General features: G+C 70.8%; 21 protein-coding genes. 12 read left to right on the top strand and 9 right to left on the bottom strand.

Annotation, left to right across the window (positions count from 1 at the left end):
* The first annotated feature begins 27 nt into the window (after positions 1-27).
* A complete protein-coding gene (locus ACFO0C_RS26640; protein ID WP_378069419.1) occupies positions 28-3246 on the top strand; it encodes a hypothetical protein in 3219 nt (1072 codons plus the stop codon).
* 4 nt (positions 3247-3250) lie between these two features.
* Here the strand turns inward: ACFO0C_RS26640 and ACFO0C_RS26635 are convergent, their stop codons facing one another.
* Together ACFO0C_RS26635 and ACFO0C_RS26630 are read right to left on the bottom strand one after the other, a co-directional pair.
* Positions 3251-3973, bottom strand: a complete 723-nt coding sequence (locus ACFO0C_RS26635; protein WP_378069418.1) for a hypothetical protein — start codon at positions 3971-3973, stop codon at positions 3251-3253.
* 63 nt (positions 3974-4036) lie between these two features.
* Complete coding sequence (locus ACFO0C_RS26630) at positions 4037-5986, bottom strand: endo-1,4-beta-xylanase (protein ID WP_378069417.1); 1950 nt, start codon at positions 5984-5986, stop codon at positions 4037-4039.
* 156 nt (positions 5987-6142) lie between these two features.
* On the opposite strand from ACFO0C_RS26630, the gene ACFO0C_RS26625 reads away from it, so the two are divergent.
* From ACFO0C_RS26625 to ACFO0C_RS26605, 5 genes are all read left to right on the top strand, one after another.
* Complete coding sequence (locus tag ACFO0C_RS26625) at positions 6143-6685, top strand: DUF4142 domain-containing protein (RefSeq protein ID WP_378069416.1); 543 nt, start codon at positions 6143-6145, stop codon at positions 6683-6685.
* A gap of 85 nt (positions 6686-6770) precedes the next feature.
* Positions 6771-7034, top strand: coding sequence for a hypothetical protein (locus ACFO0C_RS26620; RefSeq protein WP_378069415.1), 264 nt, complete (start codon positions 6771-6773; stop codon positions 7032-7034).
* A complete protein-coding gene (locus ACFO0C_RS26615; RefSeq protein ID WP_378069414.1) occupies positions 7031-7441 on the top strand; it encodes a GNAT family acetyltransferase in 411 nt (136 codons plus the stop codon). Before ACFO0C_RS26620 ends, ACFO0C_RS26615 begins: the two co-directional genes overlap by 4 nt.
* Before the next feature lie 38 nt (positions 7442-7479).
* Entirely contained in the window at positions 7480-7749 is a 270-nt protein-coding gene (locus ACFO0C_RS26610) for a hypothetical protein (protein ID WP_378069413.1), read from the top strand.
* Positions 7750-7777: 28 nt separating this feature from the next.
* Complete coding sequence (locus ACFO0C_RS26605) at positions 7778-8239, top strand: pyridoxamine 5'-phosphate oxidase family protein (protein ID WP_378069412.1); 462 nt, start codon at positions 7778-7780, stop codon at positions 8237-8239.
* Positions 8240-8785: 546 nt separating this feature from the next.
* On the opposite strand, the gene ACFO0C_RS26600 is transcribed toward ACFO0C_RS26605, so the two are convergent.
* From ACFO0C_RS26600 to ACFO0C_RS26590, 3 genes are read right to left on the bottom strand one after another with little or no spacing between them, the layout of a single operon-like run.
* Positions 8786-9913 carry a type III PLP-dependent enzyme gene (locus tag ACFO0C_RS26600; protein WP_378069411.1) on the bottom strand — a complete coding sequence of 376 codons (1128 nt, stop codon included), beginning with the start codon at positions 9911-9913 and terminating at the stop codon, positions 8786-8788.
* The gene (locus ACFO0C_RS26595; RefSeq protein ID WP_378069410.1) at positions 9906-11447 is read right to left on the bottom strand and encodes an IucA/IucC family protein; all 1542 of its coding nucleotides are present in this window, start codon (positions 11445-11447) and stop codon (positions 9906-9908) included. Before ACFO0C_RS26595 ends, ACFO0C_RS26600 begins: the two co-directional genes overlap by 8 nt.
* Before the next feature lie 25 nt (positions 11448-11472).
* Entirely contained in the window at positions 11473-12951 is a 1479-nt protein-coding gene (locus ACFO0C_RS26590; RefSeq protein WP_378069409.1) for an IucA/IucC family protein, read from the bottom strand.
* A 140-nt stretch (positions 12952-13091) separates the two neighbouring features.
* Here ACFO0C_RS26590 and ACFO0C_RS26585 point away from each other — a divergent pair, with 140 nt between their 5' ends.
* Complete coding sequence (locus tag ACFO0C_RS26585; protein ID WP_378069408.1) at positions 13092-14762, top strand: FAD-binding dehydrogenase; 1671 nt, start codon at positions 13092-13094, stop codon at positions 14760-14762.
* 4 nt (positions 14763-14766) lie between these two features.
* Here ACFO0C_RS26585 and ACFO0C_RS26580 read toward each other — a convergent pair whose 3' ends face one another.
* Together ACFO0C_RS26580 and ACFO0C_RS26575 are read right to left on the bottom strand one after the other, a co-directional pair.
* Positions 14767-15243, bottom strand: a complete 477-nt coding sequence (locus ACFO0C_RS26580; RefSeq protein ID WP_378069407.1) for a heme-degrading domain-containing protein — start codon at positions 15241-15243, stop codon at positions 14767-14769.
* Between the two features lie 36 nt (positions 15244-15279).
* On the bottom strand, positions 15280-16041 hold the full coding sequence (locus ACFO0C_RS26575; protein WP_378069406.1) for a sulfite exporter TauE/SafE family protein: 762 nt from the start codon (positions 16039-16041) through the stop codon (positions 15280-15282).
* A 116-nt stretch (positions 16042-16157) separates the two neighbouring features.
* Here ACFO0C_RS26575 and ACFO0C_RS26570 point away from each other — a divergent pair, with 116 nt between their 5' ends.
* Together ACFO0C_RS26570 and ACFO0C_RS26565 are read left to right on the top strand one after the other, a co-directional pair.
* A complete protein-coding gene (locus ACFO0C_RS26570; RefSeq protein WP_378069405.1) occupies positions 16158-16931 on the top strand; it encodes an endonuclease/exonuclease/phosphatase family protein in 774 nt (257 codons plus the stop codon).
* A gap of 17 nt (positions 16932-16948) precedes the next feature.
* Positions 16949-17860, top strand: coding sequence for a dihydrodipicolinate synthase family protein (locus ACFO0C_RS26565; protein ID WP_378069404.1), 912 nt, complete (start codon positions 16949-16951; stop codon positions 17858-17860).
* 43 nt (positions 17861-17903) lie between these two features.
* Here ACFO0C_RS26565 and ACFO0C_RS26560 read toward each other — a convergent pair whose 3' ends face one another.
* Both ACFO0C_RS26560 and ACFO0C_RS26555 read right to left on the bottom strand, forming a co-directional pair.
* Positions 17904-18227, bottom strand: coding sequence for a PadR family transcriptional regulator (locus ACFO0C_RS26560; protein WP_378069403.1), 324 nt, complete (start codon positions 18225-18227; stop codon positions 17904-17906).
* A complete protein-coding gene (locus ACFO0C_RS26555) occupies positions 18227-19270 on the bottom strand; it encodes a hypothetical protein (RefSeq protein WP_378069402.1) in 1044 nt (347 codons plus the stop codon). Before ACFO0C_RS26555 ends, ACFO0C_RS26560 begins: the two co-directional genes overlap by 1 nt.
* A 197-nt stretch (positions 19271-19467) precedes the next feature.
* On the opposite strand from ACFO0C_RS26555, the gene ACFO0C_RS26550 reads away from it, so the two are divergent.
* The 3 genes from ACFO0C_RS26550 to ACFO0C_RS26540 all read left to right on the top strand — a co-directional run.
* The gene (locus tag ACFO0C_RS26550) at positions 19468-21048 is read left to right on the top strand and encodes an ABC-F family ATP-binding cassette domain-containing protein (protein WP_378069401.1); all 1581 of its coding nucleotides are present in this window, start codon (positions 19468-19470) and stop codon (positions 21046-21048) included.
* Between the two features lie 94 nt (positions 21049-21142).
* Positions 21143-21979 carry an undecaprenyl-diphosphate phosphatase gene (locus tag ACFO0C_RS26545; RefSeq protein ID WP_378069400.1) on the top strand — a complete coding sequence of 279 codons (837 nt, stop codon included), beginning with the start codon at positions 21143-21145 and terminating at the stop codon, positions 21977-21979.
* Positions 21976-22766, top strand: a 791-nt coding sequence (locus ACFO0C_RS26540; RefSeq protein WP_378069399.1) for a DUF3626 domain-containing protein, incomplete at its 3' end; no start/stop codon positions are given. The genes ACFO0C_RS26545 and ACFO0C_RS26540, both read left to right, overlap by 4 nt.

The following is a 22766-nucleotide window of genomic DNA, read 5'->3' as shown; positions in this document are numbered from 1 at the left end:
GCCCGACATCTGCCAGACTCGTCCCCCGTGCGATGGTCGGTCAAGGTCGGGACGTTCGTCGCCGTCTGCACCGTTCTTGTCGGCGCCGGCGGCCTGTGGATGCTGTTCGGCCCGGCCGCCGACGCGGGGATCGTCGGCAACGCGAACGTGCTGGCAGCCGTCCTCGGAGCGGCCGCCCTGGTGGTGGCCCTGACCACGACCCGATGGTGGCCCAGCTCCGACGACCGGCCGGCACATCTGAGCGCCGAGCAGGAGCAGGCGTCCACCGCCCGCCTTGCGCGCGAGGTCCTCTGGGTGTGGCGCGAACAGGCACGGGTGCGCGGCATCCACCGCGGGATCGCCCCCGTCGAGGTCCGCTGGCGCTGGTCCGACGCCGACATCGCGGCCCCGGCCGCCGACTTCCGGCGATCAGCGCCGGGCCTGACCACCGAGGGCGGCGTCGGCGAGCTGCGAACGGGCCTGTTCGAGACCCTCCCCGACGGTACGGTCCTGGTCATCCTCGGCGAATCCGGCGCGGGTAAGACCGCGACCGTGATCAGTCTCATGATCGACGTCCTGGAGGCGTGGACGCCGGACTCGGCCGGGCCGGTGCCGGTCCTGCTGCCCCTGGCTGCTCTGCCGCCGGGCACGTCGCTGCTGCGGTGGGCCGCCGCGGCGGTGGCGCGTGACTTCCGTACCGCGGTCCCCGGCGCGGCGGGACCACAGGTCGTCGCCGAGCTGATCCGCCGGGGCCGGATCGTGCTCCTGCTCGACGGCCTCGACGAGTTGCCGCCCGGCGAACGCGCCGCCGCCCTGTCGGCTGTCGACGCCGCGGCGATCGGTGTGAAGATCGTGGTCACCAGCCGGAAGCCGGAGTACACGGCGGCCCTCGCCGAGGCCACGCTGGCCTATGCGGCGGTCGTCGAGCTCCGGCCGCCCGACCCCGCCTCCATCCACGACTACCTGATCACCGGGCTGGTCGGGGAACGCCGCACCCGATGGGCCGCGGTCGTCGACACCCTGCGGGTCCGGCCCGAGGCGCCGCTGGCGACGGCCTTCGGGTCACCGCTGATCCTGACTCTCGCGCGGCAGACGTACGCCGTCGACGGCGACCCGGCCGAACTGCTCGACGAGCAACGCTTCCCCTCCCGGGCCGCCCTGCTGCGGGAGCTGACGGTACGGCTACTGGTACAGGCCTACCCTGAGCGGGAAGTCCGGGACCGGGAACTGTACTGGCTGAGCTGGCTCGCCCGCCGGTCCCGCGACCGGACGGACATCGCCTGGTGGCGGATCCCCGACCTGGTTCCGGCCTGGGCCTACGCGGTCCTCTGCGGACTGTCCGGAGGGCTGGCCGCCGGCCTGGCCGCCGCCGTCACCGCCGCGGTGTGGCTGCGCGTCCCCTTCGGTACGGCGGCGGCGCTCGGCGCTATGGCCGGACTCGTCGTCACCGTCCCGACCGCCGTCACCGCCGGTTTCACCCGGCGGATCGTCGCCGGCCGTGGCACCTCGCCGGTCGCGCCGCTGCGCGGGGGTGTCCCGCGGATGCCGGCCGCCGCCTGGCGCAGACGGCCCGGCCGGCTGGTGTCGCCCGAGACGATGCAGCCGCTGAGCCTGCTCTGGGAGTCCGCCGTCGTCGCCGGGCTGACCAGCCTCGGCGTCTTCGGCGCTGCCGGTTTCGGCCACGACTGGACCACCAGGGCCCTCCTTGCGGTCGCCACGGCCGTGAGCGCGGCTGTGGCTGCCTTTGTGGTCGGCGGGACCGCCGTCGTAGCCACGTCGCTGTGGTCGCAGCCGCTGAGCGACGAGGGCGCTACCACACCCACCCGCACCTATGCCGGTGAGCGGGTGGTCGGGCGGACGTTCCTGCTCGCCGTGGTGCTGGGCTGCGCCCTGACGGGGTGGTGGTACACGGACCTGGAATGGCCGTCCGGGGTCATCGTCGCGCCCGGCGAGCCCGACGGCGAGAGGCTGCTGATCTGGCTGTGGATCACGCTCGGGGGCGGCGCCGGGGTGATGTCGGCACTCGCCGCGGGACTGCTGTACCGGCCGGTCCTGACCATCCGGGTCGCCGAGCTGCTCCTGTCGGGTTGGTACGGGCACCGGATCCGGTTCGCTCGGCTGCTGGCCACCGCGCACGACCGGCACGTGCTGCGACCGGCCGGTGGGGTGTACCAGTTCCGCCATGCCGCGATTCGGGAGTACCTGGCCGAACTGCCGGCCGCCCCGGCCAAGGGCCTCGGCGCGATCGGCCGGCGCGACGTCCTGATCGCCGTTGCCGTGTCGGCCGTCCTGGTCACGACACCGCTGATGGTGATCCGTGACACGGCGGTGCCCGGCATCCCGAAGCTCACCGACCAGGCCCAGGTCGTCGCGTTCACCGAGGACGGTGCGACGCTGGCGGTCGGCGACACCGACGGCGGTATCTCCCTGGTCGACGTGCGATCCGGCGTGCGCAGCGCCGTCGCGGACCGGCACACCGCCGCCATCACCTCGCTGTCGTGGGCTCCGGACGGCACCACCCTGGCCAGCACCTCCGACGACGACACGGTTCGGGTGTGGGACAGCAGCGGCACCATGCGCTGGCAACGGTCGCTGCACGAGAGCGGGGGACATGCCGTCCGGTACTCGCCCGACGGGACTCTGCTCGCAGTGACCGACGGAGCCGAGGTCCGGCTCTGGGACGTGGCGACCGACCGGGAGCGCTCCTTCACGCTCGGCCACCAGCCGGGTTTCCGTCTGCGGTTCGCCCTCGGCGGTGGCCTGCTGATCACCGAGAACCGTGCCGCCTTCGTCCCGGCAGGTCAGAAGGCCGAAGTGTTCGTCGCGGCGTCGGACGTCAGGTCCGGCCAGGAGGTGTTCCGCCTCGACGACGTCTCGGACTTCGTGACCACCGGCGACGGATCCCGGATCGCGGTGCTGCGCAAGGGCCGGTTCTCCCTCGTCGACGCGATGACACGCGTGGAGAGTGAGCCCGTGCCGGTGCCCGACTTCCAGGGGCGCATGGCGCTGTCCGGTGACGGGTCCCGGTTCGCTGTCGACACCGGACACCACCTGGAAGTCTTCGAGGCTGCCACCGGCGCGTTGCAGGTGACGGTCCCGAAGACCGCGATCGGAGCGTCCACGTTCGCGTTCTCCCCGGCTGGCGAGCTGGCATCCGTGGAGGGCCAGCAGCTGACCGTGGGACGCCCCGAGGCATGGTCCTTGTCCAGGACGGTGTGCACCGGCGTCTCCTACCTGTCGGACCCGCACTACGCGGACTGCCCCTAGCGGTTCAGACGGCCGGTTCGAAGATCAGGGCGCTGTGGCGGGGGACGGCGCGCCACAGGTCGTACAGATGCGGGGTCCCGGGGATCGTGGCCCGGATCGCCGCCAGCGCGGCCGCCCGCGCCGGGCCCGGTGGGGTGACGTCGAAGCCGGTGCCGCCGGTGGCGAGGGTGTGGAAGCCGGGGAACCGCATGTCCAGGCTGACCTGCCAGAGGACCGGGCCGCCGGGGCCCGGCAGGGTGAACTGGCGGGTGAAACACAGCGTGGCGGTACGGTCGGACCACGAGTAGCGGCCCCACTGGACCCGGAAACGGTCGTCGTCGAGGCCGTCGAACTCGTTCTGGCAGAACTCGGTGAACGCCAGCCACGCCGACTCCACGTCGGTGACGCACTCCGGGTCGACGTGGTAGTCGAGCAGGCGGCGCTCGAAGATCTCACCGGGAGTCTCGGAACGCACCGTCGCGGCCGCCACCCGGAAGGTGTCGCGGCCCCGACGGTCGGTGGCGCCGTGCCGCAGCCGGATGAGGACGGTGTCGTCGTCGCGGCCGATCACGTCGCAGCGCAGGCCGAGCGGGGCGGGCAGGGCGGAGCCACGGACCTCACCGATGTCCAGCAGCGGGGCGTGGCCGAGGATGACGGCGGCGCTCCCGTCGGACTCGGCGAGGTGCACCTCGACCCGGACAGGCCAGTTACCGGTCACATCGATCGCTGTCGCCGTCACGTAGTGCACCTCACCGATCGTGCCTCATCGGTGCATCCCGGGGGTCACCAGGGGCGACCCCCGGGATGTCGGTCAGAGGACGGAGCAGGCGGTCCCGTTCAGGGTGAAGGCGGCCGGAACCGGGTTGGTGCCGGTCCAGCTGCCGAGGAACCCGAACGAGGTGGATCCGCCGGCGGCGATGCTCGCGTTCCAGGAGGCGTTGCCGACCGTCACCGCGGCGCCCGACTGGGTGTGGGTGCCGCCCCACAGCTGGGTGATCTGCTGGCCGCCGGTGAACTGCCAGGCCAGTTTCCAGGAGGTGAGCGCGGTGGTGCCGGTGTTGGCGACCTTGACGTCACCCTGGAAGCCGCCCGGCCAGCTGCCGGTGACCCGGTAGGTGACGGCGCAGGAGCCGGTGCCGGGGTTCGTGCTGGAACTCGGGCTCACGCTCACGCTGGGCGAAACGCTCGCGCTCGCGCTCGCGCCGATCTTCGACGGGTCGGCCACACCCCAGTACGCCGACTTGGCCTGCAACGTCGTGTCGAACAGCAGCGGCGCGTCCTTGCGGGCCACCGGGTAGGTGTCCAGCCACGTGTTGTCGTCGGCCAGGCCCCACAGGGTGACCGAGGTGATCTCCCCGGGGTACTGGCGGAACAGGGCGAACATGTCGCGGTAGACGTACGCCTGCTTGAGCAGCCGGTCGGCCGGCGGCGTCGGGAAGCTCTCGCTGCTGCTGGTGTAGATGCTGACGTCCATCTCGGTGACCTGCTGATCGATGCCGAGCGGCACGAACTTGTCGATCATCGCCTTGGTCTCGGCGACGGTGGGCCAGTTGATGTTGATGTGCACCTGGTGGCCGACCCCGTCGATCGGCACCCCCTCGGCCTTCAGCTGCTGCACCAGGCCGAACAGGAAGTCCCGCTTGGCGGGCACGTTGGTGTTGTAGTCGTTGATGTACAGCTTGGCGTGCGGCGCGACCTCACGGGCCACCCGGAACGCGGTCCGGATGTAGTCCAGGCCGGCCACGTTGTACCAGTTGCTGCGGCGCAGGCCGTCGGACTGGCTCTCGTCGATCACCTCGTTGACGACGTCCCACACCCCGATGTCGGTGCCGTAATGGGCGGCCACGTTGCGGATGTGGTTCTCCAGGCGGGCCAGCAGCAGTGCCTTGTCATCGGCGGTCGCCGTCATCGCCTGCCCGTCGGCGCCGAGGAACACCCAGGACGGTGTCTGGTTGTGCCACACCAGGGTGTGGCCGCGTACGGCGAGACCGTTCGTTTTCGCGAACGCCATCAGCGGGTCGGCCTGGGCGTACGTGAAGGTGTTCTCGGTCGGCTCGGTGGCGTCCCACTTGAGAGCATTGCCGGGGGTCACCGAGTCGAAGTGCCTGGTGAGCAGTTGGCCGTGCTGGGTGACGGTCTCCGCGCCGGTGATCGCGGCGCCGACCGGGAACTCGGTGATCACGTCCTTGACCGCGGGGATGTCGGTCTGGATCGGCAATGCCGGTACGTAGCTGGCGGTGACGTCGTCGATGTAGAGGTCGCCGGTGGTCGAGGCGGTCTCGACGTAGACGCGCAGGAACTCCACATCGGTGGCCACGGTGTAGCGGCCGGTCAGGTTGACCCAGGAGCCGCTGGTGACGGCGGTGTTGCCGACGACCTGGTCGTAGGAGGCGACCCCGCCGGTACGGCGTTCCACGCTCAGTCGGGCGTTGTCGGAGCCGGAGGACATCCGTACCCAGGCGGAGACGGTGTAGGCGGTGCCCTTCTCGAAGGTGCCGAGGACGTCGAGGGACGGGCCCTGCCACGTGGCGGTGCGGCCGCTGGTGAGCAGGCTGCCGGTGCCACCGTGTGCGACGGCGGTGCTGTGGGCGATCGTCTCGGCGGAGCGCCCGGACCAGCCCTGGGTGGTTCCGTCCTCGAAGTCGCTGGTCAGGACGGTGATGGGGGTGGGTTCGGCGGCGGCGTCGGCGGTCGCGCTGACGACGGCGACGGTTGCCGCGGCGGTCAGGACGGCCAGCGCCAGTCGGGGGAGAGCGCGCATTCGCGGGCTCCTTCGGGGGAGAGTAGAGGGAGATTGAGCGACATCGTTACATGGGAGCGCTCCCATTACAACGGTGTTGCCGGGGCGTGTCCGCGTCGGCGTTCTCCGACGGCGCAAAACGGAAATATGAGGTTTTGTCGTGGCTAGGCTGCGGGCATGCTGTTTCGACGAATCATGGTCGCCGTCGGCGCGGCCGCCCTCGTGGCGACTCCCGGCGCCGCTCAGGCCGCCCCTGGCCAGGTCTCCGCTGATCAGGGGACCTTTGCCGCGGCGCCGTCCGCATCGGACGCCGCTTTCCTGAGAGCCGCCAACGAGGTCAACCTCGCGGGCATCGCGCACGGCCGGATCGCGTTCACCAAGACCAGGAACGCCGAGGTCAAGGAGATCGCCGGCCGGTTCATGGTGGACCACATCCGGCTGAACGCCGAGATCACCGAGGCCGCCCGCAAGCTGAAGGTCCGGCTGGACTTCGTTCCCGCCGCCGACCAGCGGGCACTGTCCGACCGCTACGAGGCCGCGTCGGCGTCGGCGTTCGACGCGCTCTACCTCTCCACCCAGCTCGAACTCCAGCGGGAGGCGCAACGGATCGCCGACGCGCAGGCTGCCGGGGGCGACGACGCGGCCCTCAAGCGGGTCGCCGCCGACGCCGCCCCCATCCTGGCCGAACACCAGAAGATGCTGCGGGAAGCCACCAACTGAACCGATGGTCGCCGGTGGTGCGGGGGCGGTCCCCGTACCACCGGCTTCTTTTCCGCTCTTTCGGCGCGGTCCTACCATGCCCGGCATGACGCTGTACGGGATCAAGGTGACGCGCATCTTCCTGGTGTCGTGTCTGTTCCAGACCTGGGCCGCGGTGCAACTGTTCCGGCACGACGGGCCGTGGTGGCTGCCGGTCCTGCTGTGGTTCCTGCTGGCGTGGAGCCTCGGGCAGTGGAGACGGGCCACCGACGACAGCAATCAGCTCTCCAGCGGTGCCTTCTTCACCATGCTGCTGGTGCCGCCGGTCAGCGCCGGCCTGGCGGTGTGGGGTGTGGTGCTCGCGCTGTGAGCCGCATCCGGCAGTTCCGGTGGGACGACTACGACCTGGTCACCGACGTGTGGCGCCAGGCCGGTGCGGAGGTGATCACCCGCGCCGAACTCGAGGCGAAACTGGAGCGCGATCCGGAACTGTTCCTGGTCGCCGACGCGGAGGACGCCATCGCCGGGGTGGTGATGGGCACCTACGACGGGCGGCGCGGCTGGATCTTCCGGCTCGCGGTGCATCCGGCGTATCGCCGCCAGGGCCTGGCCACCCGCCTGGTCGCCGAACTCGAGGATCGCCTGCGGGCCCTCGGCTGCCCGCGGATCAACCTGCTGGTGCTGCCGGACAACGATGCCGGCCTGCGTTTCTGGCAGAGCCTCGGCTATCTGCCCTGCCCGGACGTCCTGTGCACCAAGCCGCTCACCACTCCCTGACCACTTTCAGCCTATTATCCTAGGATGCCTTAGGGGAGGTGCGGCAGAGCGCAAACCAGAAGGACGGCTTCGCCGACAAGATCAAGAGCTTTCGGAGGTACGGCACCAGGCGTCCGCGTCAACAAGTCGGCCCGGTCGGCAGTGGGGTGGAGCCGGAACCGGTAACCGCGCTCCACGCCCTCAACCATCCGCAAAGGATGGAACATCTGTACGAATGCCTGCGCGTCGGGGTCGGCGTCCTGACGCTGACCCGCCCAGATGGCGAATCGGCAATCCCTGCCCTGCACTGCGTTTCCTCCCCGGCATGAAGACCGGAACATCCACTGAAGGAATCTGATGACCGAGGATCTGGTTTCGACGGCACGACGAATCATCGACTCCAACAGCTACCTCACGATGGCCACCGCCGATCCTGAGGGCAGGCCGTGGGCGGCGCCGGTGTGGTTCGCGTGCGAGGGTTACACCGACTTCTTCTGGCTGTCGAGGGTGACGACGCGGCACTCGGTCAACGTCGCCGGGCGTCCTGAGGTGGGCATCGTGGTGTTCGACTCGACGGTCCCGATGGGGCAGGGGCAGGCCGTGTATGTCGAGGCGGTGGCCGGGCCGGTTCCGGATGACGAGGTGGAGTCTGCACTGGCGGTCTATTCCGCCCGGTCGGTGGCCTCCGGCGGCCGTCCGTGGCAGATGGCCGATGTGGCCCCGCCGGCCGAGTTCCGTCTCTACCGGGCCCGCGCGACGGCGCACTACGTCCTTGACGACCATGACTCCCGCGTCGAGGTGTATCCCGCGCACCGATAGGTGGCCGGAGGCCGTCTGCCGCCGGGCGTCACGGGGTCCCGGGCGCGGTGCCCTGGAGCGGCGGAGTCCTCACCATGATCACTGTGGTCGGGAGCAGCCGGAGCACGAATGCGGGGTAGAGCGCGAAGCTGAGTGGGGCGCCGGGGACAGCGGGCCGTCGGGCGTTGCGGTGGCGGTCCACAGGAGTGCCTTCGCGGTGACAGCGGTCGCGGCCGGCCATGTCGGCGCGGGAGGCCCGAGCCGACATTCATCCTAGGATGCCTTAGGAGTAGTGCGGCAAGCCGCACCTCAAAACAAAGAAAGACGGCTTCGCCGACAGACACATCTTCATTTCGTGGCTGAGCCGGGCCGAGTGGTGACCACCTGCGGGTCGACGTCGATCGGCATCACCTCGTGGCGCGGTGTGGGCCGGGTGGCGGCGCTGGTTCGTTCGCAAAAGGGGCAGCGCCGCGAGCATGAGCAGGCCGGTCAGTGGCATGAGGTTGAGGCCGGCGACCGGCGGGAGTACGGCGACGAGCATGGTGGCGGGGCTCGACCAGGGGCTGGTCAGAGGGTGATGAAGGTGGGTGGGTCGTGGCGGAGGAAGTCGTGGTGGGAGATGTCCCAGCCGTAGGCGCCGGCGCGGGCGTACAGGAGGATGTCGCCGGTGCGTAGGTGGGTGACGTGCTGGTTGCGGGTGAGGACGTCGCGGGGGGTGCAGAGTTCGCCGACGGCGTCGACGGGGGTGTCGTGGACGGTGAGGCGGGGGTAGGGGTGGGGCCAGTCGTCGACGGGGATGACGGTGAAGGGGTGGGAGTAGCCCCAGGCGGCGGGTAGCCGGAAGTGGTGGGTGCCGCCGCGGAGGACGGCGAAGGTGCGGCCGTGGGTGGTTTTGAGGTCGAGGACTTCGGCGGCGTACCAGCCGGCGTCGGCGGTGAGGTAGCGGCCGGGTTCGAGGATGAGTTCGAGGTCGTCGGGGACGTCGACGGTGGACAGTGGTGTCAGGTCGATGCTGTCGTGGGTGAGGTAGTCGATGCCGAGGCCGCCGCCGGCGTTGACGATTCTCAGGTCGATGCCGTGGGTGCGTGCGGTTCGGCGGGACCAGTCGATGGCTTCGGTGAGGAAGCGGGCGTGGGCGGTGCCGTCGAGGTTGTTGGAGACGGCGTGCAGGTGGAAGCCGATGACGCGCAGGCCGGTGGGGATGTCGGGGAGGACGTGGGGCAGGTGGTTCTCGTCGATGCCGAAGGGTGTGGGTGTGCCGGTCATGGTGTGGCTGCCGGTGAGGGGGCTGCCGGGGCGGTTGATGCGCAGGCAGATGTCGGCGTTCACCCCCAGGGCGGCGAGGCGGCGTAGTTCGTGGGTGCTCTCGACGTTGAGCAGGGCGCCGGCGGTGAGGGCGGCGGCGAGTTCGGTGTCGGTCTTGGCGGGGCCGCCGAAGACGATGCGGCGGGCGCGGGCTTGGACGGCGAGGGCGAGTTCTCCTCCGGAGGCGACCTCCAGGCCGTCGCATGCGGAGGCGAGGGTGTGGATGACGTCGGGGTGGCCGTTGGCTTTCACCGCGTACAGCATCGTGGTTCTGGGGGGTAGGGCTGCTCGGAGGGTCGCGGCTCGGGTGCGTAGTGCGGTGGTGTCGTAGAGGTAGGCGCATCGGGGTGCCGGTAGGTGGTGCAGTGCGGCGGTGATCGGGTCAGTCATGGAGGGGGTTGCTGACCGGGATGTGGATGTCGCCGGTGCCGGCCAGGCGCATGCGGACGAGGGCTTTGTGGGGGATGGTTTCGGCGGTGAGCCAGGTGTGGTCGTCGGTGGTGAGGCCGGGGGTGTCGTCGATGACGGTGCGGATGAGGTGCCAGGCGTGTCGTTCGTCGAGGTTGTGGGTGTGGCCGAGTTGGATGACGAGTTCGCCGAGGTGGGCTTGGAGTGCGGTGTAGGCGAGTTTGGCGCGCAGGGTTTCGGTGTCGTTGGTGGTGATGACGGAGCCGGGCCAGAGGTCGAGGGTGTGTCCGGCTTGGTGGAGGCGGCCGGGGTGCAGGCGTAGGCCGGCGAGGTCGCGGAGGGCGAGGCGGTGGGGGTGGCCGTTGCGGAAGGTGGGCAGGCAGTTCTGCAGGTGGGCTTCGAGGGCGATGCCGTGGCCGAGTAGGCGTAGTAGTGGTGGTAGCAGGAGGCGGGTGTAGTCGGTGAGCCAGGTGGCGGGGTTGCCGCCGGTCTGGTCGACGAGGTCGCCGATGAGGTGGGGTAGTGCGCCGCCGGGGATGGCTTGTTCGGTGGGTTGGAGGCGTCCGGTGAGGCCGGTGCGGGCGATGGCGGACAGGTCGCGGCCGGTTCCGGCGGGGACGGCGGCGCCGGCGGGTTCGGTCATGAGGAGGAGGCGGTGGCCGTCGGGGTCGTCGTCGATGAGGCGGTTGAGTAGTGCGGAGAGGGCGGGGCCGTTGCGGGTGGAGGCGATGCTGATGCTGCGGCGGGTGGAGGTGACCTGGATGTCGAGGCTGAGTTTGAGGTAGCGGCCGCCGGGGAGCAGGAGGGTGCGTAGGGCGGCGGTGGGGATGGCGTCGAGGTGTCCGTCGATGTGGCGGAGGGTGCCGTCGGTGAACAGGTCGGTGTGGCGGGTGCGGACGGTGTCGAGTTGCCAGGCGTGGACGGGCTGGATGCGGTAGCCGGGTTTGCCGGGGTCGATGCCGAGTAGGTAGCCGAGGTCGTCGCCGAGGTGGGTGTCGTCGCGGACGGCGATGAAGTGGATGCGGGTGTGGCCGGCTTCGAGGTCGTGGGCGAGGACGTCGGTGGTGTCCCAGCCGAGGCGGGTGCGGCCGCAGGGGTGCAGGTTGTGGCCGGCGACGGCGAGGCGTTCGAGGCGTACGGCGGTGGTGTCGGGGTCGTCGGCGGTGGGGAGGTTGTGGTCGGCGCGGGCGAGGGCGATGGCGAGGTTGATGACGGCGTTGCGGATTTCGGTGGCGAAGGTGCCGGTGGTGTCGATGCCGGTGAGGAGTTCGACGGGGTCGGCGACGCCGGCGTCGTGGTATTCGATGCGGTGGAAGGCGTGTCGTCGGCCGCCTGGGGTTTCGGGTGTGAGGTTTTCGCGGACGAGGGCGGCGCGGAGGCGGCGGCCGATGGTGTCGGCGGCGGTGGGGAGGTTGCCGGTGAACGCGTCGGTGAGGTGGGGGGCGTGGACGGTGAGGGCGGCTTCGGTGTGGGCGGCTGCTGTGGCGAGGCGGCCGGTGGTGGCGAGGCGGATCATCGGTGGGGGTCCTTCCGCGGGTGGCTCATGCGTGCGCCGCCATGGGGTTGGGCAGGTGGGTCCAGCGGTCGTGGAGGGGGTTGTCGGCCAGTCGCATGGCGGTGGTGGCTTTGACCGGGAGTGGTTCGGTGAGCAGGGCGGGGTGGTCGCGTAGGGCGTGGGCGGTGATCTGCCAGAGGTGGTCGGGGTCGGTGCCGGCGTTGGTGATGATTTGGCGGGCGACGGTGGCGAGGGCTGCGGCGGCGAGTTTGGTGCGGAGTTCGGTGTCGTCGTCGGTGGGTAGGTCGCCGTGCAGGGGTGGCAGGGTGTGGCCGGCGGCGCGGAGGCGGGTGGGGTGGACGCGGACGCCGCCGAGGTCGCGGTAGAGGGCGCGGACGATGCGGCCGTGGCGGATGAGGACGAGGCTGTTCTGGCCGTGGGCTTCGAGGGCGATGCCGCGGTTGAGGAGCCGGGCGAGGGGTTCGAAGAACACGACCCCGAGATCTTTGATGATTCGGTACGGGTCACCGAAGCGCTGTGGGTTGTCGGCGAGGATGCCGAGGGGGATGGCGTCGGCGGGGGGTGCCTGGCGGATGAGGTGGGCCAGGCGGCGGTCGGGTCCGTGGTCGGTGATGACGGCGCCGGCGGTGGTTTCGGCGAGGACGTCGAGCGGCATGTCCCGGGTGAGGTCCTGGAGCAGGGCGGACAGTAGTGGCCCGTTGTGGACGGCGGCGGGGGAGACGGTGCGGACGGCGGAGGTCATCTGGATGTCGACGGCGGTTTTGATGTGGGGTCCGCCGTCGAGGGGTGCGACGGTGCGTAGTGACATGAGGGGGCGGACGGGTGTGGTGTGGCCGTCGTCGGTGAGCCAGGGGTATTGCTCGCGGAGGCGTGTGGCTTGCCAGGGGTGGGCGAGGAGGACGGGTTCGCCGGTGCCGTGCCAGCGGGTGGTGGGGACGCGGAGGCGGTGCAGGGTGAAGGTGGGCCGGTGTTCGGGGGCGTAGGCGAGTTGGTCGGCGACGGTCATGCCGGTGCGGGTGCGGCAGCAGGGGTGCAGGGGGTGGCCGTCGATGAGGGATTGTTCGATCTGGCCGGGTTCGGGGTTGTCGGGCCAGGTGGGTGGGGTGGGGTTGGCGGCGCGGGCGAGGGCGAGGTTGGCGACGCTGCCGGCGAGTTCGGTGGTGAGGGTGGAGGTGGGCCAGAGGGTGGCGGCGAGGGTGGCGGGGTCGTCGACGGTGTGGCCGCGGACGGTGACGGTGAGGCCGGGTGGGGGTTGGTGGAAGGGTGTGGCGGCGCTGGTGGGGTAGGACAGGACGGTGTCGTTGAAGCGGACGTGGGTGCGGCCGTCGTGGTGGTGGCGGCTGGTGATGCCGGGTAGGGGTTCGGTTTCGGTGGCGATGAGCAGGCGGGCGAGGATGGCGGCGCGGGCTGCGGGTAGTGCGGTGTCGTAGCCGTCGAGGAGTCCGGGGCGGATCGCGGCGATCTGGGTGCGGGTTCCGGCGGGGTCGGCGGTGGGGTGTGGCACTCCACCATTGTTGCGGTCGGGGTGGGTGGTGCGTGGCAGGGGCGTGGGTGGGCGGTGCCTGTCACATCGGTGGGGCTGGTCGTATTTCCCCGGCGCGTCAGATCCGATAAATTCTCGTATTCGATCTGAGGGGAGTGGCCGTGGACGTCGACGTCATCGTGGTCGGTGCGGGGCTGGCCGGGTTGGCTGCCGCGCGCGAGATCACCCGTGCGGGTAAGACGGTGGCTCTGCTCGATCAGGAGAATGCGGCGAATCTGGGCGGGCAGGCGTTCTGGTCGTTCGGTGGGTTGTTCTTCGTCGGCAGTCCGGAGCAGCGGCGTGCCCGGATCAGGGACAGTGTCGAGCTGGCGTGGCAGGACTGGAGCAACAGTGCCGGGTTCGACCGTCTGGGTGGCGAGGATGCGTGGGCGGTCAAGTGGGCGCGGGCGTATGTGGAGTTCGCTGCGGGGGAGAAGCGGTCGTGGCTGTCGTCGATGGGGTTGAGCTGGCTGCCGTTCGCGGGTTGGGCCGAGCGTGGTGACCTGTCGGCGGGTGGGCACGGTAATTCGGTGCCGCGGTTCCACATCACGTGGGGTACGGGTACGGGGGTGGTGGCGCCGTTCGTGGCGGCGGCGGTGACCGCGTCGGAGAACGGGCTGCTGCGTTTCTGTCATCGGCACCGGGTCGACGAGCTGATCGTGGAGAACGGGGCGGCGGTCGGCGTACGCGGGACGTTGTTGGCTGCTGATGATTCTGCGCGGGGTGTGTCGTCGAACCGTGAGGTCGTCGGGGATTTCGAGATGCGGGCGCAGGCGGTGGTGGTGACGACCGGTGGGATCGGTGCGAACCATGATCTGGTCCGGCAGTACTGGCCGGCGCGGCTGGGGGTGGCGCCGTCGACGATGGTGACCGGGGTGCCGGCGTATGTGGACGGGCGGATGTTGGGGATCGCCGAGGATGCCGGGGTGCGGCTGGTCAACCGGGACCGGATGTGGCATTACACCGAGGGTGTGCAGAACTGGGATCCGATCTGGCCCGGGCACGGTATCCGGATCCTGTCGGCGCCGTCACCGTTGTGGCTGGATGCGCTGGGCCGGCGGTTGCCGTCACCGTATTTCCCGAGTTACGACACGCTCGGCACGTTGCGGTATCTGCGGACCACTCCGGAGATCGCCGGGTATGACCATTCGTGGTTCGTGTTGACGCAGCGGATCATCGAGAAGGAGTTCGCGTTGTCGGGGTCGGAGCAGAACCCGGACATCACGGCGTCGGATCGCCGGGGGTTCCTCAGGCAGCGGTTGTTCGGTAAGGGTGCGCCGGCTCCGGTGGAGGCGTTCAAGCAGCACGGTGCCGATTTCGTGGTGGCGGCGGGGCTGGACGAGCTGGTCGCGGGGATGAACGAGCTGACCGAGGCGCCGTTGCTGGATGTGGCGTCGGTGCGGGCGCAGGTGGAGGCGCGGGATTCGCAGATTGCGAACGCGGTCACCAAGGACGCGCAGATTCAGGGGATCCACAATTCGCGTCGCTATCTGGGGGATCGGATCGGGCGTACGTCGGCGCCGCATCGTCTGCTGGATGCGGCGGCGGGGCCGTTGATCGCGGTGAAGTTGCACATTCTGACCCGTAAGACGCTCGGTGGTATTCAGACCGACCTGGATTCGCGGGCGCTGGGTGGGGACGGGTCGCCGATTGCGGGCCTGTATGCGGCGGGGGAGGTCGCCGGGTTCGGTGGTGGTGGGGTGCACGGTTACAACGCTCTGGAGGGTACGTTCCTGGGTGGGTGCCTGTTTTCGGGGCGGGCCGCCGGGCGGCATGCCGCGGCGGCCCTGTAGGGGGTCAGTTTTCGGCGAGGAACGTCTCGATGGCCTCGACGACAAGGGCGTGGTCGTCGGCCTGCGGCAGGCCGGACACGGTGACCACGCCGATGACTCCGGCGCCGGGTACCCGGACGGGGAAGGCGCCGCCGTGTGCGGCGTAGAGGGCCGGGTCGGCGCCCTGGGAGGCGTCGAGTTCCCGGCCCTTGGCGGCGAGCCGGCGTCCGACCAGGTATGACGATGCCGCGTAGCGGTAGACGACGCGGACCTTGCGGTCGATCCAGGTGTCGTTGTCGGCGGTGGAGCCGGGTAGCCCGGCGTGGAACAGTTGCTGCTGTCCGCGGCGGATGTCGACGGCGACCGGTAGTTGCCGGTCGGTCGCCAGGTTCACCAGCAGGCAGCCGAGGGCGAACGCGTCGGCTTCGGTGAACACCGGGAACACCAGTCGTCGTTCCTGGTCCTCGACGGTGGCGATCAGCTTCTGGAGGTCCTCGCTCATGGGCCCATTGTGCTCATGTGCCGGTGGTGCCGCTGGTCAGGTCTGGGTCCAGTGCTGGTAGCCGAGGCGGGCGATCAGGGCCAGCACGACCACCAGCAGCACGATCCGGACGAATCCGGCGCCTTTGCGCAGGGCCATCCGGGCGCCGATGACCGCGCCGATGATGTTGCAGACGGCCATGGCGGCGCCCAGTGTCCAGGCGACGTGGCCGGTGGCGGCGAACACGATCAGGGCGCCCAGGTTGGTGGCGGTGTTGACGATCTTCGCCATGGCCGAGCCGTGGACGAAGTCGGCGCCGACGATGGCGGTGAATGCCAGTACCAGGAACGTGCCGGTGCCGGGCCCGATGAGGCCGTCGTAGGCGGCGATCAGGCCGCCGGCGACGGCGACGGCGGCGCCGCGGCGTGCGGTGGTGCGTTTCTCGGCGTGTTCGGTCAGGCCCATCTGGGGGCGCACGGTCACGAACACGGCGACCGCGACCAGCACCGCGATGATGACCGGCCGGTAGGCCGACGCGGGGATCGACCCGGCCAGGGCGGCGCCGCAGCCGGCGCAGAGCAGTGCCAGTGCGGCTGACGGTGCGGCGACACCCCAGTCTATTTTGGTACGCCGTGCGTAGGCGGCCGCCGCGGTGGAGGTGCCGCAGATCGCGGCGAGTTTGTTGGTGCCCAGCGCGGTGGCGGTGCCCAGTTGTGGTGCCACGACCAGCAGGGCCGGTAGCAGCAGCAGGCCTCCGCCGCCGACGACCGCGTCGATCCAGCCGGCCGCCAGGGCCGCGACCAGCAGGGTTGCGATCATTTGCGGCGTTGTTTCTGCAGCCAGAGCCCGAACAGGGCGCCGGCGACGAACAGCAACGCCATGCACATCACTGCCTTGAAGAACATCCCACTCATCTCGTTGGCTAGGGTCGGCACGTGCGTTTGGCCACCTTCAACCTGTTGCACGGCAGATCACTGTCGGACGGCACCGTACACGCCGACCGTGTTCATGCGGCCGTTGCCGACCTCGACGCCGACGTTCTGGGTTTGCAGGAGGTCGATCGGGCGCAGCCACGGTCGGGGCTGCTGGATCTGACGGCGGTGGCCGCCGACGCGCTGGGCGCGAGCACGCACCGGTTCGCGGCGGCGGTGGTGGGTACGCCGGGGCAGGCGTGGGAGCCGTGGCATTCGGGGGCCGACATCGGTCACCCGCAGTACGGGATCGCGCTGGTCAGCCGGTTCCCGGTGGTGCGGTGGCAGGTCACGTCGTTGCCGGCTGCGCCGGTCCGGTCGCCGGTGTATGTGCCCGACGGCGGGTTGCTGCTGCTGCGTGACGAGCCGCGGGTGCTGCTGGCGGCGGTGCTGGACACCCCGGGCGGGCCGTTGACGGTGGCGACCACGCATCTGTCGTTCGTGCCGGGGTGGAACGTGCGGCAGTTGCGGGCGGCGGTGCGGGCGTTGCGGGGGCTGCCGGGGCCGCGGGTGCTGCTGGGTGATCTGAACATGCCGGGCGGGCCGGTGCGGGCGTTCACCGGGTGGCGGCCGCTGGCGCGGGCGGCGACGTTTCCCAGCCCGGCGCCGAAGACTCAGCTGGATCATGTGCTGGCCGACCCGCGTGGGGTGGCGGCGCTGGGCCGGGTCGTGCAGGTGCGGACCCCGCACGTCGCCGTGTCCGATCATCGGCCTCTGGTGGTACGTCTGGATCGCTGACCCCCCACCGTTTCGATATGGGAGGAACACCCGTGTTCACCGGCCTGAGCGCTTTCCCGCTCACCCCGCTCGACGACGACCGCCTCGACGAACACGCTTACACGAGACTGATCGGCCGGCTGGCGTCGTCCGGTGTCGACAGTATCGGTGTGCTCGGTTCGACCGGTTCGTACGCCTATCTGACGCGGGCGGAACGGTCCCGGGCCGCGGCGCTGGCGGTGCAGCATGCCGGGGGCACGCCGGTGATCGCCGGGATCGGGGCGTTACGGGCCCGGCACGTGCTCGAGCATGCCGACGACGTGCAGCAGGCCGGGGTGGCGGCGGTGCTGCTGGCGCCGGTCTCCTACCAGCCGTTGTCCGACGACGAGGTGTATCACCTGTATGAGCGGGTGACGGCGCATCTGTCGGTGCCGCTGGTGGTGTATGACAATCCGCGGACCACCGGGTTCACGTTCACCGACGACCTGTATGCGGCGGTCGCGAAACTCCCCGGGGTCGCGTCGGTGAAGGTGCCGCCGCTGCCGGCGGACCCGGCGATCGCCCGGGACCGGGTGGCCGCGTTGCGGGGGCTGCTGCCGGCCGGGGTGACCATCGGGGTGTCCGGTGACCAGGTGGCGGCGGTGTCGTTGCGGGCCGGCTGCGACGCCTGGTATTCGGTGATCGCCGGGACCCTGCCGGATCTGGCGCTGACGATCACCCGGGCGGGGTCGCCGCGGCAGGCGCGGGCGGCGTCGGACCGGCTGCGGCCGCTGTTCGAACTGTTCGCCGCGTACGGCAGCCTGCGGGTGGTGGCCACGATCGCCGCGCATCTGGGCCTGACCGCCGCCGGCTGCCTGCCGTCGCCGTTGCGGCCGCTGGACACCGCGGCCCGGGCGGCGGTGCTGCAGGCGTTGGCGGTGATCGATGCGACGCCGCTGCCGCGGGAGTGACGGTGTGGCGCCCCGTGCCGGACACCGTCACTCCCGCGGCGGGTCAGGCGGTGCCGGGGATGATCCGGCCGCGGAGCTGGGTCTGTGCGGTGGTGGCCCGGCGGTGCAGCCGTTGCGCCTCGGCGGCCAGGGTGGTGGCGCCGGTGTCGGTGAGCCGGTAGTAGCGGCGTAGCCGGCCGTCGACGGCCTCCTGCCGGTCGACGGCGATCAGGGCCTGCTCGGCGAGCCGGTCGAGGGCGCCGTAGAGGGTGCCGGGCCGTAACGTCACCTCACCGTCGGCGAGGGTGCCGACGGCCTGGATGATGGCGTAGCCGTGCAGGGGCCGGGCCGCCAGGGCGGTCAGGATCAGGAACGTCGGCTCGTGCATCAGGCGGTCACCTGGCGCGGCGGGGTGGGGCGGTGCGGGAACCGCAGCGACAGGACCACCGCGGTGGCCGCCAGGAGCAGCCCGGCTCCGGTGAGGGCGGCGTTGATCCCGCTGGTCCCGGCCCACAGTGGGGCCAGCCAGGCGGGGCCGGCCTGCTGGTGGCCGGACGGGGCGAGGATGCCGTGTACGGCCTGGACGCCGATGCCGGGCCGGCCGGCCGTCTGCCAGGCGGCCACCGTCTGGTCGTAGAGCGACCAGACGGGTGCGAACAGCACCGCGAATGCCGGTATCGCGGCGGCGGTGGCGGGCCGGGACCGGCGGCGGGCCACTGCGGCGGCGGTCAGCCAGCCGGTCAGGGCGCCCAGGGTGAGCCCGGCGGCGATCATCGGGAGCAGTTGTCCCGGGTCGTGGGGGGCCAGGTCGGTGACGACGGCTGCGCCTTCGCCGGTGACGGTGAGGGTCAGGCCGTCGCGGGTCGCCGCGAAGCCGTGTTCGGGGGCCTGGCTGCTGGTGGCGAACCGGTCGGTGGCGGTCAGTGGGCCGGTCTGCCAGCCGTCGGCGGTGAGCCGGGCGCGGGCCTGCTCGCCGTCCCAGATCCGGTCGGTGGAGCTGATGCTCCACCACAGCGGCACCCCGGCCGCGTCGGTGTACATCGGGTTGGTGTCGGCGGCGGTGGTGCCGGTGACCTGGCGGTGCAGGGCGTCGGCCTGGGCGGGTGCCGGCAGGCCGGCGAAGGTCTGCACGGCCGCCCACGAGCCGGCGGCGGCACCGAGGGCGCCGCCGGCGAGCAGGGCCAGGATCGCCGCGATCCGGGTCAGGGGCCGGCCGGCCGGTAGGCGTAGCCGCTGGCGTAGGCCGCTGGCCAGCAGATGCCAGGCGTCGGCTGGTTTCGGGTGGCGCTGGCCGGGCTCGGCCATCTCCAGCAGGGTGGTGACGATCTCCGTGCCGTACCGGTGGCGGTAGGCGCGCGGGTAGGCGTGCAGCAGCCGCCGGTAGAAGCGTTCCAGCGCGGGTTCGGCCCGCGGCCATTCGGTGACAGACATGACCCACACCGTACGGCCACCACTATATAACGTCAACCGAGCAGTAGTCGTGTGACGTTCGGGAATCCGGGTTGCGGACCGGCGTGCACCGGAGCAGAGTGGGAACTCCTGCACCCGCAAGACCGAGGAGCACGTCGCGGTGAAGTGAGACGACATCCGAAGAGTCCCGTGTCGGTGTCACCTCCCTGGAGTCGCTCGTGCATGTCAAAGCGGTAGACCTCTCCCACGCCCACGACGGCGACCCGCTGTTCTCCGGTGTCGACCTGGTGCTGCGCCCCGGCGACCGGATCGGCGTCGTCGGGCCCAACGGGGCCGGCAAGACCACCCTGCTGCGGGTGCTGGCCGGGCTTCTCCCGCCGACCGGCGGACACCTCACCGTCGCACCCGGCACGCGGGTGGCGTACGTCGCGCAGAGGATGCCCGACCCCGACGGCACGGTCGGCGCGTTGCTCACCGCGGGCCTCGGTGACCTCGCGGCCGTCACCGCGACGATGCGCGAGCTGGAGCGACGCCTGGCCGACGGCGACGACGTCCTGGACGCCTACGCCGACGTGCAGGAACGCTGGACCGCCCGGCAAGGGTGGCGGGCCGAGGCCCGGCTCACCGAGATCCGCCAGCGGCTGGACATCGACCACCTCGACGACGACCTGCCGCTGCGGGCGGTCAGCGGCGGCGAACAGGCCAGGCTGATGCTGGCCGCCGCGCTGCTGTGCGACCCGGACCTGCTGCTGCTCGACGAACCCACCAACCACCTCGACGCCGAGGGTGCCGCCTGGCTGCGGCAGTGGCTGCACGGCTTCGGCGGCGGAGTCCTGGCGGTCAGCCACGACCGGGCGTTCCTCGACGAGGTCGTCACCCGCATCATCGAGCTCGACGGCATCGACGAACGGCCGCAGGACTATCCCGGCGGCGGCTACACCGCCTACCGGCAGGAGAAACAACGCCGCTGGGAGAAACTGCTGCTCGACTTCGAAGCCCAGGAGAAGGACCGGATCCGCTGGGAGGCCGACATCGCCGCGACGAAAGGCTACGCCCGCACCACCGAGCTGACCACCGTCTCCAGCGCCGCCGCCCCGCACATCAAACGGGTCGCCCGGCTGGTCGCCCGCAAGGCCAAGGTCCGTGAGCGGCGCCTGCGCCGGCAGATGGCGTCGGTGGCCTGGATCGCCCGCCCGCGGACGCGGCCGCCGCTGACCCTCGCGTTCCCCGGCGACACCGGCGATCCGGGCGAGACGGTCCTCACGATCAGGGACCTGACGGTACGGGACCTGCTGCGCCACATCGACCTGGACGTGGCCCGCGGTGACCGGATCCTGATCACCGGCCGTAACGGGGCCGGCAAGACGACCCTGCTCAACGCCATCGCCGCACAGCATCCCGACGTGGCGGTCCTGCCGCAGACCGACGACGGGCTCCGCGACGACACGCCGGTCATCGACTTCTTCCGCGCCCGCGTGCCCGTCTACGTCGACGACGCCGAGACCCTGCTCACCGGCCACCAGTTCGACGCCGACCAGTGGACCCAGCCGGTGCGCGACCTGTCGGCCGGCGAACTGCGGCGGCTGCTGCTGGCCGTGCTGGTCAACAGCCCGTCGAGGATCCTGCTGCTCGACGAACCCACCAACTTCCTCGACTTCGCCGCCCTCGACGTCATCGAGGAAGCCCTGCGCCGCTACCGGGGCACCCTGCTGATCGTCAGCCACGACCGGTACTTCGCCGACGCCGTCGGACACCACCGCCACTGGCACGTGGCCGCCGGACAGGTGATCGAGAAGTGACCGGCCGACCCACCGCCCGCCGCAACAACGCGTGACCATGCCCCCTATGCTCTGAACCCGGCAACAGAGAGCGGGCGGGGTTTTGAGCACGGAAATGAGCATCGTCGAGGCCGTCATCCTCGGCGCGATCGAAGGTGTCACGGAGTTCCTCCCGGTGTCGAGCACCGGGCACCTGACGATCCTGGAGAAACTGTTCGGTCACACCATCGACGACCCGGACATCACCGCCTTCACGGTGATCATCCAGTCGGGTGCGGTGCTGGCCACCATCCTGTTCCTGCGCAAGGACATCCTGCGGGTCGTGCCGGCCTTCTTCAAAGGCCTGTTCAACAAGGAACACCGCGACCACGAGGACTTCCGGTTCGGCTGGGCGGTGCTGCTCGGCTCCATCCCGATCGTCATCGCCGCCCTGCTGTTCAAGGACCAGATCGAAGGGACCCTGCGCAGCCTCTGGTTCGTCGCCGGCGCCCTGATCCTGTGGTCCGGGGTGATGGCGTTCGCCGACCACGCCGCCACCCAGGTCCGCCACCAGGAGGACGTCGGCTGGAAGGACACCCTCATCATCGGTGTCGTGCAGTGCATGGCCCTGATCCCCGGCATCTCCCGCTCCGGGGCCACCATGTCGGCCGGCCTGCTGCGCGACCTCGACCGGGTCACCGTCACGAAACTGTCGTTCTTCCTGTCGATCCCCGCCCTCACCGGCGCGTCGATCCTGCAAGGCGTCGAACAGGCCGACCTGATCTCCAGCGGCGTCGGCTGGACCAACACCATCGTCGCGACCGTCGTCAGTTTCGTGGTCGCCTACGCGTCGGTGACCTGGCTGCTCAAGTTCGTGTCCAAACACTCCTACAGCATCTTCATCTTCTACCGCGTCGCGCTCGGCTCGCTGCTGCTGGTGCTGCTGGCCACCGGCACCATCGAAGCGAAATGACACCCGCGGAGAAAGCGCTCGCCCACGTGCGGGCGCTCTCTCCGGCCACCGGGCCGGCCGTCACCGCCCCCATCACCGTCAACTTCCACCCCGACCGGCTGCTGGCCGACGGCCGCACCGTCGCCTGGCATCTCGCCGCCGACGGCACGTACCGGACCCAGTACGAGACCGGGATCTCCAACGGCGGTCTCGGCGGTGACCGGCCCGCCTGGGAACAGCGCATGTTCGCCGGCAGCGGCAGCCGGCCCGTCTACGGCGCCCTCAACCTGGCCGGGCACCCCGACGGGGCCGCACCCCGCTTCGGTAGCTGCCACCTGCAGCTACGGGCACACGTCACCGGCCGGGCCACCTTCAGCCTCGGCGACAGCCACACCCTTCCGCAGATCCTCGGCACGGCCACGACCTTCGGCGCCGTCTGGGACGGACTGCTCGCGCAGGTCACCCGTACCGGGCAGGCCCTGGCAGTGACCGCAGCCGACGCACCCCGGTGGGTGGCCGCACTCGCCGGACCCCGCACCGGCGCCGGCCGTGCCCTCGACGACTACGTCGAAGCCCACGTCCACGGTGGCGTCACCATCGGCGACGACGTCGCCGCCCTGATCGCCGACCCGTCGTTCCAGGGCACCACCACCGAGACCGCACTGCGGGCCCTGGGCGTGCCGATCCGCTGGCACCACGGATTCCAGCTGGAAGCGGCCGCGTTCGGCGCCGACCTGCGCGGCCCGCAGATCCCGCCACTGGCCGCCGCGATCGCCGCCCGCTACCGGCGGCCCGTCCTGGACGCCGC

This window comes from Actinoplanes subglobosus, assembly GCF_042650585.1.
GTDB lineage: Bacteria > Actinomycetota > Actinomycetes > Mycobacteriales > Micromonosporaceae > Actinoplanes > Actinoplanes subglobosus.
This window is presented reverse-complemented; position numbering and strand designations above follow the sequence as displayed.